Annotated in this window: 15 protein-coding genes; 5 read left to right on the top strand and 10 right to left on the bottom strand. The window is 58.6% G+C overall.

Annotated elements, in window-relative coordinates; genetic code table 11:
- Window positions 1–127 precede the first annotated feature (127 nt).
- Window positions 128–1,600, top strand: coding sequence for an aminotransferase-like domain-containing protein (locus AC27HQ_RS05560; protein ID WP_487155092.1), 1,473 nt, complete (start codon window positions 128–130; stop codon window positions 1,598–1,600).
- Between the two features lie 115 nt (window positions 1,601–1,715).
- Here the strand turns inward: AC27HQ_RS05560 and AC27HQ_RS05555 are convergent, their stop codons facing one another.
- The 7 genes from AC27HQ_RS05555 to AC27HQ_RS05525 all read right to left on the bottom strand — a co-directional run bounded on the left by AC27HQ_RS05555 (window position 1,716) and on the right by AC27HQ_RS05525 (window position 9,957).
- Window positions 1,716–2,624, bottom strand: coding sequence for a hydroxymethylglutaryl-CoA lyase (locus tag AC27HQ_RS05555; RefSeq protein ID WP_487155090.1), 909 nt, complete (start codon window positions 2,622–2,624; stop codon window positions 1,716–1,718).
- A gap of 33 nt (window positions 2,625–2,657) precedes the next feature.
- Window positions 2,658–4,613, bottom strand: a complete 1,956-nt coding sequence (locus tag AC27HQ_RS05550) for an acetyl/propionyl/methylcrotonyl-CoA carboxylase subunit alpha (protein WP_487155089.1) — start codon at window positions 4,611–4,613, stop codon at window positions 2,658–2,660.
- Between the two features lie 11 nt (window positions 4,614–4,624).
- A complete protein-coding gene (locus AC27HQ_RS05545; protein ID WP_487155088.1) occupies window positions 4,625–5,440 on the bottom strand; it encodes a gamma-carboxygeranoyl-CoA hydratase in 816 nt (271 codons plus the stop codon).
- A gap of 156 nt (window positions 5,441–5,596) precedes the next feature.
- On the bottom strand, window positions 5,597–7,204 hold the full coding sequence (locus tag AC27HQ_RS05540; protein WP_487155087.1) for a carboxyl transferase domain-containing protein: 1,608 nt from the start codon (window positions 7,202–7,204) through the stop codon (window positions 5,597–5,599).
- 90 nt (window positions 7,205–7,294) lie between these two features.
- On the bottom strand, window positions 7,295–8,458 hold the full coding sequence (locus AC27HQ_RS05535) for an isovaleryl-CoA dehydrogenase (protein ID WP_487155086.1): 1,164 nt from the start codon (window positions 8,456–8,458) through the stop codon (window positions 7,295–7,297).
- Window positions 8,459–8,494: 36 nt separating this feature from the next.
- A complete protein-coding gene (locus AC27HQ_RS05530; RefSeq protein WP_487155085.1) occupies window positions 8,495–8,896 on the bottom strand; it encodes a MerR family transcriptional regulator in 402 nt (133 codons plus the stop codon).
- Window positions 8,897–9,018: 122 nt separating this feature from the next.
- Window positions 9,019–9,957 (bottom strand): LysR family transcriptional regulator, encoded by a 939-nt coding sequence (locus AC27HQ_RS05525; RefSeq protein ID WP_487155084.1) that lies wholly within the window; start codon window positions 9,955–9,957, stop codon window positions 9,019–9,021.
- A 182-nt stretch (window positions 9,958–10,139) separates the two neighbouring features.
- On the opposite strand from AC27HQ_RS05525, the gene AC27HQ_RS05520 reads away from it, so the two are divergent.
- Window positions 10,140–11,351 carry an acyl-CoA dehydrogenase gene (locus AC27HQ_RS05520; protein WP_487155083.1) on the top strand — a complete coding sequence of 404 codons (1,212 nt, stop codon included), beginning with the start codon at window positions 10,140–10,142 and terminating at the stop codon, window positions 11,349–11,351.
- A 169-nt stretch (window positions 11,352–11,520) separates the two neighbouring features.
- Here the strand turns inward: AC27HQ_RS05520 and infA are convergent, their stop codons facing one another.
- The 3 genes from infA to aat form a co-directional block, all read right to left on the bottom strand.
- The gene (infA, locus tag AC27HQ_RS05515; protein WP_036989719.1) at window positions 11,521–11,739 is read right to left on the bottom strand and encodes a translation initiation factor IF-1; all 219 of its coding nucleotides are present in this window, start codon (window positions 11,737–11,739) and stop codon (window positions 11,521–11,523) included.
- Window positions 11,740–11,877: 138 nt separating this feature from the next.
- Window positions 11,878–12,585: an arginyltransferase gene (locus tag AC27HQ_RS05510; RefSeq protein ID WP_487155082.1), complete on the bottom strand. Its 708-nt coding sequence runs from the start codon at window positions 12,583–12,585 to the stop codon at window positions 11,878–11,880.
- A gap of 73 nt (window positions 12,586–12,658) precedes the next feature.
- A complete protein-coding gene (gene aat / locus AC27HQ_RS05505; RefSeq protein ID WP_487155081.1) occupies window positions 12,659–13,351 on the bottom strand; it encodes a leucyl/phenylalanyl-tRNA--protein transferase in 693 nt (230 codons plus the stop codon).
- Between the two features lie 227 nt (window positions 13,352–13,578).
- Here aat and AC27HQ_RS05500 point away from each other — a divergent pair, with 227 nt between their 5' ends.
- Genes AC27HQ_RS05500 through AC27HQ_RS05490 form a run of 3 tightly spaced genes read left to right on the top strand, consistent with a single transcriptional unit; the run spans window position 13,579 to window position 18,003 of the window.
- Window positions 13,579–15,984 (top strand): DNA translocase FtsK, encoded by a 2,406-nt coding sequence (locus tag AC27HQ_RS05500; protein WP_487155080.1) that lies wholly within the window; start codon window positions 13,579–13,581, stop codon window positions 15,982–15,984.
- Window positions 15,985–16,028: 44 nt separating this feature from the next.
- Window positions 16,029–16,664, top strand: a complete 636-nt coding sequence (gene lolA / locus AC27HQ_RS05495) for an outer membrane lipoprotein periplasmic chaperone LolA (RefSeq protein WP_487155078.1) — start codon at window positions 16,029–16,031, stop codon at window positions 16,662–16,664.
- Window positions 16,648–18,003 carry a replication-associated recombination protein A gene (locus tag AC27HQ_RS05490; protein ID WP_487155076.1) on the top strand — a complete coding sequence of 452 codons (1,356 nt, stop codon included), beginning with the start codon at window positions 16,648–16,650 and terminating at the stop codon, window positions 18,001–18,003. The genes lolA and AC27HQ_RS05490 overlap by 17 nt, the downstream gene beginning before the upstream one ends.
- The last annotated feature ends 80 nt before the right edge of the window (window positions 18,004–18,083 follow it).

Raw genomic sequence — 18,083 nt, 5'->3', positions numbered from 1 at the left:
GCAAGCAGAACAGTTTGTTCTGCTTGCTGTTGCATCCTGACGCTTTCCTGCGCTGTTATCCTAGTCTGTTGGTTTGACAGCCCCTTTGCTGTCGACAATCATCGACCGGGGGTCTCGGAGAGCGTTCATGAGCCGTCTTTTGTACCAGCAGATCGCGCATCAATTGGCTGAAGATATCCACAAGGGGTTTTATCGGCCCGGTGAGCGCGTGCCTTCGGTACGCAAGTTGAGCCTGCAAAAGGGCGTTAGCCACGCCACTGTGCTGCATGCCTATGCCACGCTGGAGGATCAGGGGCTGATTCGGGCGCGACCGCAATCGGGTTACTACGTCCATGAAAGCCCTTTGTTGACCGCACCAAAGCCAGCCATTGCCGAGGTGCAGCCACCCCATACGGTGACCCGCAGCGGCATCATCAGCGAGATTTTGCGCCAATCCCGTCGCGAGGGCGTGATGCCGCTGGGGGCGGCGGTGCCCTCAAGTGATTACTTGCCGCTGCGTGCGTTACATCAGCAGATGAGCAAGGTCACGCGCTTTCATGGGCGCAAGGCTTACAGCTATATTTTCAGCCCTGGTTTCGAGCCGTTGCGACGACAGGTAGCGATTCGCATGCGTGATGCTGGAGCAAGGGTTGAACCGGCTGAGGTGGTGATCACCAATGGCTGTGTCGAGGCATTGCAGCTGTGCCTGCGTGCGCTGACCAAACCGGGTGATCTGATTGCCACTGAGTCGCCAGGCTACTACGGGCTGTTGCAGCTGTGTGAACTGCTGGAATTGCAGGTAATTGAAATCCCTACCGACCCGGACAGCGGCATCAGCCTTGAATCGCTGACGGCAGCGTCAGAGAAATGGCCGATCAAGGCGCTGGTGATGACCGCACGTTGCGGCAATCCCATGGGCGCGACCATGACGGTCTCGCGCCAGCGTGCACTGCTCGAGCTGATGGCAGCGCACGACATCCCGATTGTTGAAGATGATATTTATGGTGAGCTGGTGTTCGAGTCAGGGCAATCGCGTGCCTTGAAAGCTTTCGATCTCAACGATAACGTTTTGTACTGCTCGAGTTTTTCAAAAACCATTTCGCCCGGCGTACGCATTGGCTGGGTAGTGGCCGGCAAGTACCAGGATGCAATAGAAAAGCTGCAGACCTTTACCACCATGTCCGCCAGCAGTGTCAGCCAGATGGCCATGGCGGCCTATCTGGAAAATGGTGGGTATGACCGTCACCTGCGTTACATCCGAGAGGCCTATCGGCGCAATCTAAGCCAGTTCCAATTGGCGGTGCAGCATTATTTTCCCGAGGGTACGCAATTTACTCGACCCAAAGGTGGCTTTCTGTTGTGGGTAAGCCTGCCGGGTGGACTGGATGCGCAGATGCTGTTTAATCAAGCCCTGGAGCAGGGCATCAGTATCGCGCCTGGTACCGTGTTCAGTAACTCGGACCAGTTCAATCACTGTCTGCGACTGAACTGCGGGGTCCCCTGGAGTCAGGAGACTGAGCGCGCAGTGAGGACGCTGGGTGAGTTGGCTAAAGACTTATTGAATAAAAACAATTTGATACGGGAGGTTGTTGAGGAGAAGGTTCGGGTTTCTGCTGGTTAAGAGTGACCTGTGACCTTCGCGGCAGGGCCGCCGCTCCCACCTGAAGTTGAGGCATGCCTTGGTAGGAGCGGCGGCCCCGCCGCGAAAGCGAAGCCGTAAACCGAGAAGCAGGTAACTAGCGAGCTGCCAATCTGGCCCGCGCCACCCTTGAGCCATTCTCCCGGCCAATCACTCGGCTGATCCTTGCGCCGGCATCAATCAGTCGATCCAGATCAATTCCGCTTTCAATGCCCATCCCGTTCAGCATGTAAAGCACGTCCTCAGTGGCCACATTACCCGTGGCGCCCTTGGCATAGGGGCAGCCACCGAGCCCGGCTACGGAGGCATCGAAGACCGAAACACCCTCAAGCAGGCTGGCGTAGATGTTGGCCAATGCCTGACCGAAGGTGTCATGGAAGTGTCCAGCCAAATGCTCACGTGGCACCTGCCGCGCGCAGGCGTCAATCAGCTTGCGGGTCGCACCCGGAGTACCAGTACCTATGGTGTCGCCCAGTGACACCTCATAGCAGCCCATGGCATACAACTCGCCAGCGATATGGGCGACCTGCTCGGCGCTGATATCACCGTCATAGGGGCAGCCCAGTACGCAGGAAATATACCCGCGTACTTTCAGTCCAGCAGCCTGTGCCGCCTCGAGTACGGGCGCAAAACGCTCTATGCTCTGGGCGATCGAGCAGTTGATATTGCGTTGGGAGAAGGCTTCCGAGGCCGCGGCAAACACCGCCACTTCTTTAACATTGGCTTCAAGAGCCGCATGCAAGCCTTTGATATTCGGTGTTAATGCTGAATAGCTGACCCTGGGCATACGCTGGATACCGGCAAAGACATCGGCCGAGCCCGCCATCTGCGGTACCCAGGTTGGCGAGACGAAACTGCCGACTTCAATGTGCTGCAATCCGGCGGCTGACAGGTCATCAACCAGCCTGACCTTGTCTGCCACGCTGATGGGTTGCTGTTCATTCTGCAGGCCGTCGCGCGGGCCCACTTCAACCAGGCGGACGGCGGCGGGGAGGGAATTGGACATGGGCTTCGTTACTCAATTACTTATCGCAGGGATTCAAGCTTCCGGTTTTTGTGGCTCAAGATCAATCAGCAACTGGCCTTCGCTGACCATATCGCCTTCGGCGCACCGCAGTGCCGTGACCAGACCCGCCTGCGGCGCGCGGATGGCGTGTTCCATTTTCATGGCTTCGACCACCAGTAACAGGCTGCCGGCCTCGACCTGGTCGCCGGGATTAACCAGCACTCTGACAATGCTGCCGTTCATGGGCGCCTGCAGGCCACCGGCATCCTGCCTGTTTTTGTCTGTAATACCCAATGGGTCAAAGGCTTCAATCCTGTGCCAGTACCCCTGCCATTGCAAAAACAGCGAGGTGCCACGGCGGGCAAAAGGCAGCTGCTGGTTCACACCATCAAGTTGACCGTTCAGACAGCCCTTGTTGTGGTCCAGGCTGCACGCAGCCAAGGGCAGGTTGGTCAGCACCCTGTGCTGCCCAGTGCAGCTCAGATGCAAGCTGAAAGCGGGTGCTGCAGCGGAGCGCCAGCCTGTAGGTTCAGCCCAGGGACTATAGGGGTCCGCCGTTGGATTCTGGCCTGGCAGACTGAGCAACCAGGCGCAGCCAGCCAGTTGCCAGAAGCGCAGATCCAGTTCCGGTATGCCAGGCAAGAGCCGTTCGGCGTGGCGTGGAATAAAACCGGTATCCACCTCGCCAGCGATAAAGGCCGGGTGCTGCATGATGCGTTGGGCAAAACCCAGGTTGGTTTCGATTCCGGCCGCTTGGGTGTTGCGCAGCAGCTCGAGCAGGTTCAGTCGCGCTGCTTCACGGGTCTCCCCCCAGGCAATCAGCTTGGCCAGCATCGGATCATAGAAGGGCGACACCTGTTCGCCCTCGCTGATACCGCTATCGACCCTTTGGCCGCTGCGCAGTTCAGGTAGCTGAAACACGGCAAGCTGGCCACTGGCAGGCATGAAATCCTGCTCCGGGTTCTCGGCATACAGACGGGCCTCAATGGCATGGCCGTTCAGCGGTACCTGTTGCTGGTTAAAGGGTAGCGGATTGCCCTCGGCTACTCGTAGTTGCCAGGCGACCAGATCGACGCCGGTAATGGCCTCGGTGACGGGATGCTCGACCTGCAAGCGGGTGTTCATCTCCATGAAGTAGAAGCGTTGCTGCTCATCCAGCAGAAACTCGACCGTGCCGGCACCCACATAGTTGATGGCCTGAGCTGCCCGCACGGCTGCCTCACCCATGCGTTGACGCAACGCGGTGCTCAGTCCGGGGGCAGGGGCCTCTTCGATGACCTTCTGATGCCGACGCTGAATCGAGCAGTCACGTTCGTTCAGATGAATGCAGTGGCCGTGCTGGTCGGCAAAGATCTGGATTTCGATATGCCTTGGGCGGGCCAGATAGCGCTCGACCAGCATTCGGCCATCGCCAAAGGCCGCCTTTGCCTCGCGCTGTGCCGAGGCCAGTGCATCGGCCATCTCGGTTGGGCTATTGACCACTTTCATGCCCTTGCCGCCACCGCCGGCAACGGCTTTCAACAGGACCGGGTAGCCGATCTTGTCGGCTTCGGCAATAAACCGGGCGGTATCTTGCGCATCGCCATGGTAGCCCGGCACCAGAGGCACCCCTGCCTGTTCCATCAGCGCCTTGGCTGCCGCTTTGCTGCCCATGGCGTCTATTGCGGCGGGCGGCGGACCAATAAAGATCAGGCCCTGGTCGGCGCAGGCGCGGGCGAAGGCGGCATTCTCCGAGAGAAAACCATAGCCGGGATGAATGGCCTGGGCGCCACTGGATTGGGCCGCAGATAGAATCAAATCAGCACGCAGATAGCTGTCACCCGGTTTGGTACCGCCCAGATTGATGGCCCTATCGGCTTCGCGGACATGCAGCGCATGGGCGTCTATGGCGCTATGCACCGCGACAGTCTCTATACCGAGCTGGCGTGCGGTGCGGATGATCCGGCAGGCAATTTCACCACGGTTGGCAATCAGCAGGCGTGTGATCATGGTCGCTCCCATCAATCGGAATCTGTACCGGCGGTGACTAACTGCCAGGCGGGTGGGCGTTTTTGCAGAAAGGCATTCAAACCTTCCTGGCCTTCCGGGCTTACGCGGGTGCGGGCAATGGCTGCTTCGGTGTAGCGGCGCAGGGCAGGGCTGAGTTCGCCCTGTTTGACCTCCTGCAGCAGGGCCTTGGTAGCACGCATGGCCGCCGGGCCATTGAGCAGCAGATTGCTGGCCCAGTCACTGACGGCCTGCTCCAGTTCAGCGCTGCTGTAGGTAGCTTGCAGCAGACCCATTTGCAGCGCTTGTGTCGCATCAAAGCGCTCGGCGGTCAGGGCGAAGCGGCGCACCGCTCGTGCGCCCATGGCCTGGACCAGATAAGGACTGATGACCGCCGGCAGGATGCCCAGCTTGACCTCGGACAGGCAGAACAGACTGTCATCGCTGCCAATCGCCATATCACAGCAACTGATCAGGCCCAGCGCCCCGCCAAAGGCGGCGCCCTGGACTACTGCCAGGGTGGGCAGCTTGAGCTGGTGCAGGCTGGCCATGACCTGGGCCAGTTCGCGCGCATCGTTCAGGTTGGCGTTGTAATCCAGTGTGGCACTGTCCTGCATCCAGGCCAGATCAGCACCCGCGCAAAAATGCTTGCCGCGCCCGCGCAGCAGCATGAAACGCAATTCCGGCCGCGCCTCAACCTCGTCAAAGGCCAGCAGCAGCTCACGGATCATCTCGGCGTTAAAGGCATTGTGCTTGTCAGGCCGGTTGAGCCACAGGGTGGCGATGCCGGTGGCGCTGTAGTCGAGTTCGAGGGTTTTGAAGTCGGACATGTGTTTCTCGATAAGTGGTGATTAGTTGGCTAGAGGCTTGAAGCTTGAAGCTTGAAGCTTGAAGTTAAAAAAAACCCGTTACTCCATGCCAATTGGTCATGCTTTTCCAGCTTCCAGCTTCCAGCTTCCAGCTTCCAGCGCGGCGCTTCGCGCCGCTTACATTCTGAAAACCCCAAACCGGCTGGGTTCAATCGGGGCATTCAGGGCGGCGGAGAGCGCCAGGGCCAAGACCTCGCGGGTCTCTGCCGGATCAATTACACCGTCGTCCCAGAGCCGGGCACTGGAGTAGTAGGGGTGTCCCTGGCGATCATACTGCTCAAGAATCGGCTCACGCAGTTGCGCCTGTTGCGCCTCGGTGAACTCCTCGCCACTGCGTTCGGCCTGTTCACGCTTGACCTGAACCAGCACGCCGGCAGCCTGTTCGCCGCCCATCACGGAAATCCTTGCATTCGGCCACATCCATAGAAAGCGCGGGTCATAGGCACGGCCACACATGCCGTAATTACCCGCGCCAAAGCTGCCGCCGATGATCACTGTGAACTTGGGTACCTGAGCACAGGCCACCGCCGTGACCAATTTGGCGCCATGCTTGGCAATGCCACCGGCTTCGTACTTTTGCCCGACCATGAAACCGGTGATGTTCTGCAGAAAGATCAGCGGAATGCCGCGCTGGCAGGCCAGCTCGATAAAGTGCGCGCCTTTTTGCGCGGACTCACTGAACAGAATGCCGTTGTTCGCGAGAATGGCTACCGGGTAGCCGTGCAGGTGGGCGAAACCGCAGACCAGGGTGCTGCCATACTGTGCCTTGAACTCGTCAAAGAGCGAGTCATCCACCAGACGAGCAATGACTTCACGTACATCGTAGGGTTGCTTGGGGTCCGCCGGGATCAGTCCGTAGAGTTCACTGGCCGGATAGCGCGGTGGCAGCGGTGGGCGATGTGTCAGCCTGCCTAGTTTCTGCCAGTTCAGGTTGGCAACGCAGCGTCGGGCCATGGCCAGGGCCTGCTCGTCATTCTCGGCATAATGGTCGGCCACACCGCTGACCTTGCAATGCACATCGGCACCACCCAGGGCTTCAGCGCTGATGATCTCGCCGGTAGCGGCCCGCACCAGCGGTGGCCCGGCGAGAAAGATGGTCGCCTGATTGGCAACCATGATGGCTTCATCGGCCATGGCCGGGACATAGGCCCCGCCTGCCGTACAGGAACCCATAACCACGGCGATCTGGGGAATACCCTTGGCACTCATGTTGGCCTGATTGAAGAATATCCGCCCAAAGTGCTCGCGATCCGGGAATACCTCATCCTGACTGGGTAAATTGGCGCCGCCGGAGTCGACCAGATAAATGCACGGCAGTCGGTTCTGTTCGGCAATGGCCTGGGCGCGCAGGTGTTTCTTCACCGTCAACGGGTAGTAGGAACCGCCTTTGACCGTCGCATCGTTGGCGACAATCATGCACTCCACACCCTCAACCCGGCCAATGCCAGCAATGATCCCGGCTGCCGGTACGGCCTCGCCATACACCTCATGGGCGGCCAAGGCTGCAATTTCCAGAAAGGCCGAGCCAGCATCCAGCAGCCTATCAATCCGCTGGCGCGGCAACAGCTTGCCTCGCGACACATGCCGCTCCTGCGCGACCGCACCACCCCCTTCAGACACCTTGCCGAGTAACTGCCGCAGCTCATCGACCAGCTGGCGCATGGCATCGCTGTTGGTCTTGAATTCAGCGGAGGTCGAATGAACCTGTGTAGTGAGAATGCTCATTGCAATCCTCCTGAGCTAGAAGCTGGAAGCTTGAAGCTGGAAGAAAACCCCGAGCTGCTTCCAGCTTTCAGCTTCAAGCTTCCAGCTTGTTTACCGCGTTTCATTAAACAACTCCCGCCCGATCAGCATGCGTCGGATCTCACTGGTGCCGGCGCCGATTTCATAGAGCTTGGCGTCGCGCAGCAGGCGGCCGGCGGGGTAGTCGTTGATGTAACCGTTGCCGCCGAGAATCTGGATGGTATCCAGGGCCATTTGCGTGGCGCGTTCGGCGGTGTAGAGAATCACCCCGGCAGCATCCTTGCGAGTCGCTTCACCGCGATCGCAGGCCTGGGCCACGGCATACAGGTAAGCGCGGCTGGCATTCAGTTGGGTGTACATGTCGGCCACCTTGCCCTGGATCAGCTGGAACTCGCCAATGCTTTGGCCGAACTGTTTGCGATCATGGATATAGGGGACAACTACATCCATGCAGGCCTGCATGATGCCCACCGGGCCACCAGCCAGTACCACGCGTTCATAGTCCAGGCCGCTCATCAGCACCTTGACCCCTGAATGGAGTCCGCCCAGCACGTTCTCAGCCGGTACGCTGACGTTCTCAAAAATCAGTTCACAGGTGTTTGAACCGCGCATACCCAATTTGTCGAGCTTGGGGCCGCGGGAAAAGCCGGGCCAGTTGCGTTCGACCAGAAAGGCGGTAATGCCATGTGGTCCCAGCTCTGGCGCAGTCTTGGCATAGATCACGTAGACATCGGCGTCCGGTCCATTGGTAATCCACATTTTGCTGCCGTTCAGAACAAAGCAGTCGCCGTGCTGCTCGGCACGCAATTTCATGCTGACGACATCGGAGCCGGCATTGGGTTCGCTCATGGCCAGGGCACCAACATGCTCGCCGCTCAGCAGTTTGGGCAGATAGCGGACCTTCTGTTCGGCACTGCCGTTGCGGTTGATCTGGTTGACGCAGAGGTTGGAGTGGGCACCGTAGGACAGCCCCACCGAGGCCGAGGCACGACTGATTTCTTCCATGGCGATCACATGGGCCAGGTAGCCGAGCCCGGAGCCGCCCAGCTCGTCGGGCACCGTGATGCCGAGTAAGCCCAGATCGCCGAAGCGCGTCCACATGCCCTGCGGGAACTGGTTGTCCCGATCAATCCCGGCTGCCAACGGGGCCAGTTCGGTGCGGACAAAGGCGCTGACCTGGTCGCGCAGCATGTCGATGGTCTCACCGAGGGCAAAGTTCAAAGAGGTGTAATGCATGTCATCACCTGCCTGTTGTTATTGTGTGGGCGCCCGTCAGGCGGGCTGTTGCTGGTCTGGCCGGGTTGACAGAAGGGCGGCCTGGCAGCGCTCCTCGGCGGTATCCAGTTCGATCTGCATCTGCTGGATATCGAGTAGCTGCTGGTCCAGTTGAGCACGGCGTTCGGCGATCTTGTTCAGCATGCTGGTCAGTTGGCGCTGATTACCTCCAGAAGGGTCATAGAGGCAGATCAGGTCGCGGCATTCGGCCAAAGAAAAGCCGATACGCTTGCCACGCAGAATCAGTTTGAGGGTGACGCGGTCACGTGCGGAATAGATGCGTTCGTTACCCCGGCGCTGAGGTGACAGCAGCCCCTGTTCTTCATAAAAGCGAATTGCCCGGGTGGTGATATCCAGCTCCCGGGCCAAGTCAGATATTGAGTAAGTCGACATGATCATGCGGCGCCTTGTGCTTTACCTTTACGTTAACGTAAGGCTGCAGGCGCCATTCTGTCAAGCCAGGCAGGTTGGAGAGAGCAGAAGAGGTTGGTAAAAGGCGGGTAACTGCCCGCCCATAGTTATCAGGACTGCGCGGCTTCGCGTTCTTTCAGGGTACGGCGCTCGACCAGTTGCGACAGCTCGATGATCTGCTCACGCATCCAGCGGTTGGCTGGATCCTGATCGGTACTTTCGTGCCAGAACAGGTGGGTTTCAATCGGTGGTACGTCATCAATTGGCAGTTGCACGAAATGCAGGTTGTGCCGCCGGGCAAAGCGCTCATGCACGGTCATGACCAGATCGGTTGAATCGAGCACCAGTGGGGCCATCTGGTAATGCTGCGAGCGCATCACCACCTTGCGCTGCAGGCCAATCTTGCCAAGCGCCAGATCCACATGTCCCAGGCCATTGCGACGGCTGGAAATATGAATGTGCGACTGGGCAAGATAATCGTCCAGGGTGATCTTGCCTTTGCTCGCCAGCGGATGATCCCGGCGCATGACGCAGACCCCACGGTCTTCGAAAAGTTTGACGTGACGTACCTGGGTATCGGTATTCAACGGCGCATCGATGGCAAAATCCAGGCGCCCAGCAGCCAGTTCCTTGGTGGTTTCCCGGCGTCGGGTAAGAAAGCTGTCTATCTTAATGTTGGGGGCCATGCGTCGAATACGCGCCGCCAGGTGCGGCAGGATCACGGCTTCATTGAGGTCGGTCATGCTGATACGGTAAGTTTTGGTGGCCTGCTCCGGATTGAAGCTGCGGCTTTCCTGAACGGATACGCGCAACAACTGCAGTGCACTGCGCACCGGTGTGATGATGTTCTGCGCCATGGGCGTGGGCACCATGCCCTGCGCGGTACGGACAAACAGCGGATCGTTGAAGGTTTCACGCAGGCGGGCCAGGGCATTACTGACAGCGGGCTGGGTGATGCCAACAATCTGTCCGGCGCGGGTCAGGTTGGCTTCGGTATAAATGGCATCAAACACAATGAACAGGTTTAGATCGACTTTACTCAGGTTCATCGCAGCATCATCCTTCGATAGGTTTGATTGACTCAATGCGAGACAGCGTTCGTTACATAATAGGCCAAGTATATATTGCTTATGAATGTTTATACACGCAGAAAATAGGTTAGATAAATCCACATACCTCATCTAGCATCAATGGGGAGATTTATCACTGTCACCAGAAAAGGCATGCAATTATGGATTTTGGATACTCGCCCAAGGTTAAAGAGCTTCGCGAACGTGTTGATGCATTCATGCAGGAACATGTTTTCCCTGCGGAGCCAATCTTTCATCATCAGGTCAATGAAGGTGATCGCTGGCAGCCCACCGCTGTTGTTGAGGAGCTCAAGGTCAAGGCGCGTGCCGCCGGTCTGTGGAACCTGTTTCTGCCTGAGTCCGAGCTGGGTGCAGGCCTGACCAACCTCGAATACGCGCCACTGGCCGAGCTGATGGGTCGTTCCGGCCTGGCTTCAGAAGCCTTCAACTGCAGCGCGCCAGACACCGGCAACATGGAAACCATCGTCCGCTACGGTAATGAAGAACAGAAAGAACGCTGGTTGAAGCCGCTGCTGGCCGGCGAAATTCGTTCCTGCTTCGGCATGACCGAGCCCGGTGTCGCTTCTTCGGATGCGACCAATATGCAGGCCAATGCCCGCCGCGAAGGCGACGAGTGGGTTATCAACGGTCGCAAGTGGTGGACGTCCGGTGCCTGTGATCCACGTTGCAAGATCATGATTTTCATGGGTCTGACCAATCCCGATGCGCCGCGTCACCAGCAGCACTCGATGATTCTGGTGCCGATGGACTCGCCCGGCCTGAAGGTTATTCGTCCGCTGCCGGTTTTCGGTTATGACGACGCTCCGCACGGTCACGCTGAAGTGGTTCTGGAGAACGTCCGCGTTCCCTATGACAACGTACTGCTGGGTGAGGGTCGTGGTTTCGAGATCGCCCAGGGTCGCCTTGGGCCAGGCCGTATTCACCACTGCATGCGTTCCATCGGTGCCGCCGAGCGTGCATTGGAGCTGATGTGCAAGCGCTCGGTTGAACGTGAAGCCTTCGGCAAGCGTCTGGCGCAGTTGGGCGGCAACATCGACCTGATCGCAGAGTCGCGTATCGACATCAACCAGGCTCGCCTGTTGACCCTGAATGCCGCCTACATGATGGATACCGTCGGCAACAAGGTCGCCAAGAGCGAAATTGCCCAGATCAAGGTTGTTGCACCCAATGTGGCCCTGCGCGTCATTGACCGTGCCATTCAGATGCATGGTGGTGCTGGTGTCTCCGAGGACTTCCCGCTGGCGCACATGTACGCCATGCAGCGTACCCTGCGTCTGGCCGATGGTCCGGACGAAGTGCACCGTGCCGCGATTGGCAAGCACGAGCTGGGACGTTATATGCCAGCCCGCTGATCCAAGGCTGCTGACGGAAAAACCGCTCCAATGTGAGCGGTTTTTTTATGCCCCGTGATCAATAGCCAGCAGACGTGGCAAAGCGCACTCGATGGGTAGTCGAATGTGCAGGCTTTGCTGGCGTTGACGTTGGCCGAAGCGGCCAGGGCAACCGGGCAGGGTACCCGGATTAACGAGCGCGGTAGGTGATGCGACCCTTGGTCAGGTCGTAGGGAGTCAGTTCAACACGCACTTTGTCGCCGGTCAGAATGCGGATGTAGTTCTTGCGCATTTTGCCTGAAATGTGGGCAGTTACTACGTGGCCGTTTTCCAGTTCAACGCGGAACATGGTGTTCGGCAACGTATCAACGATGGTGCCTTCCATTTCAATACTGTCTTCTTTTGCCATTAAGCAAAGGCCTCTCAAATGTCGGGAATTCAACGGGCAAAACAGGTCATGCCCGTAAAAAAGGTGAGCAATTGTGCCTGAAAAGTGCACAACAGCCAAGGCGCATCGTGTTTTTTGCAACGCGTGGGCTGTAAATAATCAGGTAATCAGGATCCAGCGCTGGTTGGCGAGCATCTCAAGCGGCCGGTATTCGGTCTTGTAATTCATTTTGCGGCAACTCTTGATCCAGTAACCCAGGTACACCGCATGCAAGCCCCTGCGCCGGGTCTCCTCAATCTGCCAGAGGATGGCAAAACGCCCAAGGCTGCGCTTGGGCAGGTTCGGGTCGTAGAAGGTGTAGACAGCAGACAGGCCGTTATCCAGCAAATCAGTGACAGCGACGGCAACCAGTCGACCTTCCAGCCTGAAGGTCAGAAAGCGGCAGAAGGGTAGATCGCGGACAAGAAAGGAGCTGAACTGCTCGCGGCTGGGCGGATACATGTCGCCATCACCATGCCGCGCTTCGATATAGCGCGCATACAGCTGGTAGATCTCATCGGTCATCAACGGCGGCTGTTCGCTGACCTCAAGATCGGCGTTGCGTCGGCTGATGCGGCGTTGCTGGCGAGTCGGGATGAACTGCGCAACCGGAATGCGACAGGCAATGCAGGCGTTGCAGCTCTGGCAATGTGGACGATAGAGATGGTCACCACTGCGCCTGAAGCCCAGGTCCGAGAGCTGGCTGTAGGTGGTTGAATCAATGCTTTTCTGCGGATCAAGGAATAGCGTGGTGGCCCGCTCTTCCGGCAGGTAGCTGCAGCCATGGGGCTGGGTGGCGTAAAACTTGAGCTGGGCCAGATCGGTCATGATGGCAGGTTCGTTGAGACTCGTAAGCAGTATAGGCCGAGTTGCCCGGAGGGTGAAGCCGGCCGGTGATGGACTATTGCGTGACGCCCCAGGCGCTGGGTATATCTTCACTGCAATCGCGTTGCAACTGTGCCAGAAATTGCTCGCGATCCATGGATTCGGCGCCCAGGCTGAACAGGTGGTCGGTGGGCATCTGGCAGTCGATCAGACTGAATCCCCAGCTGGCCAACTGCCTGACCAGATGAATAAAGGCCGCCTTGGAGGCATTGCTGCGGCGGCTGAACATCGACTCGCCAAAAAATACCCGGCCAATGGCCAGGCCGTAGAGTCCGCCGACCAGAACAGTGTCTTCCCAGACCTCGACCGAGTGGGCTACACCTAAGGCATGCAGGCGTCGGTAAGCGGCCTGCATTTCTTCGGTAATCCAGGTCGAGTCGGCATAGGCTCTAGGTTCAGAACAAGCGCGAATCACGCCGGCAAAATCGCGGTCGATACTCAGGTGCAGATCGCTTTGGCGCAGGAATTTTTGCATGCTGCGGGATATATGCAGCTTTTTCGGGATCAGAACGGTGCGCGGGGCGGGGCACCACCAGAGCAGCGGTTGACCATCCTGATACCAGGGAAAGATGCCGCGCCGATAAGCGGCCAAAAGTCGGGCGGGGGACAGATCACCACCGGCAGCGAGCAGTCCGGGTGGGTCCGCCAGTGCCATCTCGGCCTGTGGGAACTCCAGGCTATCCGGATCAAGCCAGGTCAATTGCGTCATACGGAGCCTTGGGTGTGACTGGATGATTTAAATGGTTTATCAGCTATCTGATATAAGTTATTGTCAGATATGAATATAGTTCAGGAATCTGGTGCAGTACAAAGGGCCTTGGCCCTGCCGTTCGTGTTGTTTCCGCCGAGGCGGGAGCACAGAGCGCAAACGGCATTTATGAATTCCCCTGCCGGACATCGTACAATGACCGGCGTTCAACAATGGAAGCCTGCGTTTTGAAGGATAACAAAGTCTCGACAGCCATGCCGGTATGGCGTGAACAACTGACCCTGCGGTTACGCGAAGGCGCGTTGCTGGCGATGATTGCCCTGTGCCTGTACCTGTGCATGGCACTGTTTACCTACCAGACCAGTGATCCGGGCTGGACCCGCAGTGGTGATACCGCGCAGGTGAGCAATGCCGGTGGCAGCATGGGCGCCTGGATTGCCGATGTGCTACTGCTCGCGTTGGGTTATCTGGCCTATCTGTTTCCGCTGATCGTCGCCCTCAAGGTGTGGCAGATGTTCCGCCGTCGTCATTTGCCTTTTATCTGGAATGGCTGGCTGTTTTCCTGGCGCCTGATTGGTTTTGTACTGACCTTGCTGGCGGGTACCGCGCTGGCCGCGCTGCATGGCTCACAACCAGCACATTTTCCTGATGGCGCCGGCTCCGGCGGGGTGCTGGGGCAGTTGTTGTCACAACTGGCTTACCCGATTCTGAACATGCAGGGCAGTACCTTGGTATTCCTCACTCTGTTTCTGTTCGGTCTGACGGTGTTTACCAATCTGTCGTGGTTCAAGGTCATGGAACTGACTGGGCGCATTACCCTGGATTTGCTCGACCTGCTCAAGCGGGCCTGGGCCAGTTGGCGAGCCCGTCGTGCCTCAACAGCCCTGCAGCGTGAGATGCCAGGTCGGCCCGGCAAGCAGCCGGCTGCCCGCAGTGAGCCGGTATTCAGCGCCGCAGACCAGCGTCAGGCTGATGCGTCCAAGGCTCAGCGCCAGGAAGCCCTGGCCAAACATGTGGCGGCCCGGGAACACCGGCTGCCGCCGGAAATCGTCCCGCTGGACACCAAACCGGTTGAAGCCAGTGTGCGACTGCAGAAGGAAAAGCAGTCACGCCTGTTCAGCGACAGTGTCGAGCCCGGTTCGCTGCCGCCGATTTCCCTTCTGGACCCTGCGAGCAAGAAGCAGAAGGGCTTTTCCGCCGAGTCGCTGGAGGGCATGTCGCGTCTACTGGAACTCAAGCTCAAGGACTTCGGGGTTGAGGCGGAAGTAGAGAAGGTGCAGCCGGGCCCCGTGATTACTCGCTTCGAGATTCAGCCGGCACCGGGTGTGAAGGTCAGCAAGATTTCCAACCTGGCCAAGGATCTGGCCCGCTCGCTGGCGGTGATCAGTGTGCGGGTGGTCGAGGTGATTCCCGGCAAGACCACTGTCGGTATCGAAATTCCCAACGAAGACCGTGAAATCGTGCGCCTGTCCGAGGTGCTGGAAACCCGCGAATTTGACGAGGCCACCTCGCCGGTGACGCTGGCGCTGGGGCATGATATCGGCGGTCATCCGGTCATGGCTGATCTGGCCAAGATGCCCCACCTGCTGGTGGCGGGTACCACGGGCTCGGGTAAGTCGGTGGGTGTCAATGCCATGCTGCTGAGCATTCTGTTCAAGTCGCCGCCAGAGGAAGTGCGCTTGATCATGATCGACCCGAAGATGCTGGAACTGTCGATCTATGAAGGTATTCCGCACCTGCTGGCACCGGTTGTGACCGATATGAAAGAAGCGGCGAACGCTCTGCGTTGGTGTGTCGCCGAGATGGAACGTCGCTACAAACTGATGGCCGCCATGGGTGTGCGTAACCTCGCTGGCTTCAATCGCAAGGTCAAGGATGGCCAGAAAGCCGGTACGCCGTTGACAGACCCGCTTTACCGTCGCGAGTCCATGGATGATCTGGCTCCGGAACTCGAGACGCTGCCAGTGATCGTAGTAGTAATCGATGAATTTGCTGACATGATGATGATCGTCGGCAAAAAGGTTGAAGAGCTGATTGCGCGCATTGCCCAGAAAGCCCGCGCCGCCGGTATTCACCTGATCCTGGCAACCCAGCGGCCCTCGGTGGATGTGATTACCGGTCTGATCAAGGCCAATATCCCGACCCGTATGGCTTTCCAGGTATCGAGCAAGATTGACTCGCGCACCATTCTTGATCAAGGCGGGGCAGAGCAGCTGCTCGGGCATGGCGACATGCTCTACATGCCACCCGGTACCAGCTTGCCGGTCCGCGTGCACGGCGCCTTTGTCTCCGACGAGGAAGTACACCGGCTGGTGGATGAGTGGAAGAAGCGCGGTGAGCCGGATTACATCCAGGATATTCTTGATGGTGCCGATGACGGCGCCGGTTCGGCCTTCGACACCTCCGGTGGCATGGGTGGTGGCGACAGCGAAGAAGATGCGTTGTACGACGAGGCTGTACGCTTTGTCTGCGAAAGCCGTCGGGCATCCATTTCGGCCGTGCAGCGCAAGCTGAAAATCGGCTATAACCGCGCCGCCAGAATGATTGAAGCCATGGAAATGGCCGGGGTAGTGACCCCGATGAATACCAACGGTTCGCGTGAGGTCATTGCACCGCCCCCGGTGCGTGACTGACACTGCCAGCTCTGACCCAGTCCAATTGGAGATACCCCACTGCCATGTTGAAAACCCTGCTGCTTCCCGGTCTTGCTGCCCTGTTGCTGAGTCTATCGGTACAGGCCCAGACCGATGATCAGGCTGTTGCTGCCGAGCGGCTTAACGGTCTGTTATCCAGTGCCAATACCATTACTGCCACCTTCTCGCAGATGACCTTGAGTTCCAATGGCGCCAATATGCAGGAAGCGACCGGTCAGATGGAGCTCAAGCGCCCCGGGATGTTTTACTGGCACACCGATGCCCCCCTGGAGCAGGTGGTGGTTACCGACGGCGTGAAGATGTGGCTGTATGATCCGGACCTGATGCAGGTCATTGTGCAGGATATGGACATGCGCCTGACCCATACGCCGGCCTTGTTGCTGTCGGGTGACGTCAGCACCCTGCAGGAAAGCTTCAATATCCTCATCAACGAGGGGGGCGATGTGGTTGATTTCGTGCTGACACCCAAGGTCAATGACACCCTGTTCGATACCTTGCGGGTGTCTTTCTGGGGCGGCGTGATCAACGATATGCAGATCAGCGACGCGGTCGGCCAGCGCACCAATATCCTGTTCAGCAATGTGCAGATCAACGAGCCAATCGATGATCAGCGTTTCGTTTTTGTCGCGCCAGATGGCGTCGATGTCATCAGTGACTGAACCCGGACTGTTTGATGCGCAGTCGGCCAGTCAACCACTGGCCGCGCGCATGCGTCCCGCCACCCTCGATGAATATGCCGGGCAGACCCATTTACTCGGCCCCGGACGCCCTCTGCGCACGGCGCTTGAGCAGGGCGCCCTGCATTCGATGATTTTCTGGGGCCCGCCGGGGGTGGGTAAAACCACCCTCGCACGCCTGTTGGCCACCCTGGCAGAGGCGCATTTTGTCACGCTCTCGGCGGTCATGGCCGGGGTCAAGGATATCCGTGTCGCCGTCGACCAGGCGCGTCAGCATCTGGCCCAGAGTGGGCGTAGGACCATCCTCTTTGTTGATGAAGTACATCGCTTCAACAAGGCGCAGCAGGATGCCTTTCTGCCCTACGTTGAAGACGGCACCCTGCTGTTTATCGGCGCCACCACGGAAAACCCCTCCTTCGAACTGAATAACGCCTTGCTCTCGCGTGCCCGCGTCTATGTGCTCAAAGGCCTGGATACCGAGGCGCTCAGTGCCTTGCTTGATCGCGCGCTGAGCGACACGGAACGCGGACTCGGGCAGCATGCTCTGCGTCTGAGTGACGCCGCCCGTGGATTGCTGATTGATGCCGCTGACGGTGACGCCAGGCGCTTGCTGAATCTGCTGGAAATCGCCGCTGACCTGCTCGAGGATCAAGGCGAGATCAGTGAAAGTCTGCTCAGCGAGCTGCTCAATGATAGCCAACGTCGCTTCGACAAAGGCGGGGAAGCCTTCTACGACCAGATTTCTGCCTTGCACAAATCCGTGCGCGGCTCCAACCCGGATGCCTCGCTGTACTGGTTTGCGCGCATGCTCGATGGCGGCTGCGATCCGTTGTATATCGCCCGGCGCGTAGTGCGCATGGCCAGTGAGGATATAGGCAACGCTGATCCGCGAGCCTTGACCCTGTGCCTGAATGCCTGGGACGTGCAGGAGCGTCTTGGCAGTCCCGAAGGCGAGCTGGCGGTGGCCCAGGCTATCGTCTATCTGGCCTGCGCACCTAAAAGCAACGCGGTCTACAGCGCCTTCAAGGCAGCCAGGCAGGATGTTGCCAGTCAGCCCAGTCATGAGCCGCCACTGCATCTACGCAACGCCCCGACCAAATTGATGAAAGAACTGGGTTATGGCGAGGCCTATCGTTATGCCCACGACGAGCCCGAAGCCTATGCGGCCGGTGAGGACTATTTCCCTGAAGCCTTGAGTCCGCGCCAGTATTACCGCCCGGTACCCCGTGGCCTGGAATTGAAAATCGGTCAGAAGCTCGAGTATCTGCGCAGCCTCGACAGACAAAGCAAGACAAAGCGGCGAGCCGACCCCGATCTTTGATACCATGCAGACCGGCGTCCGGCACCTGCGCGGCGCGCTATAATCCAGGTCTGACCGGCACCACACCGGTCTGACCGCCA

Source organism: Halopseudomonas sp. 4NH20-0008 (assembly GCF_057548395.1).
Note: the sequence above shows the minus strand (reverse complement) of the source record. Positions and strands in the feature narration are given on the sequence as shown.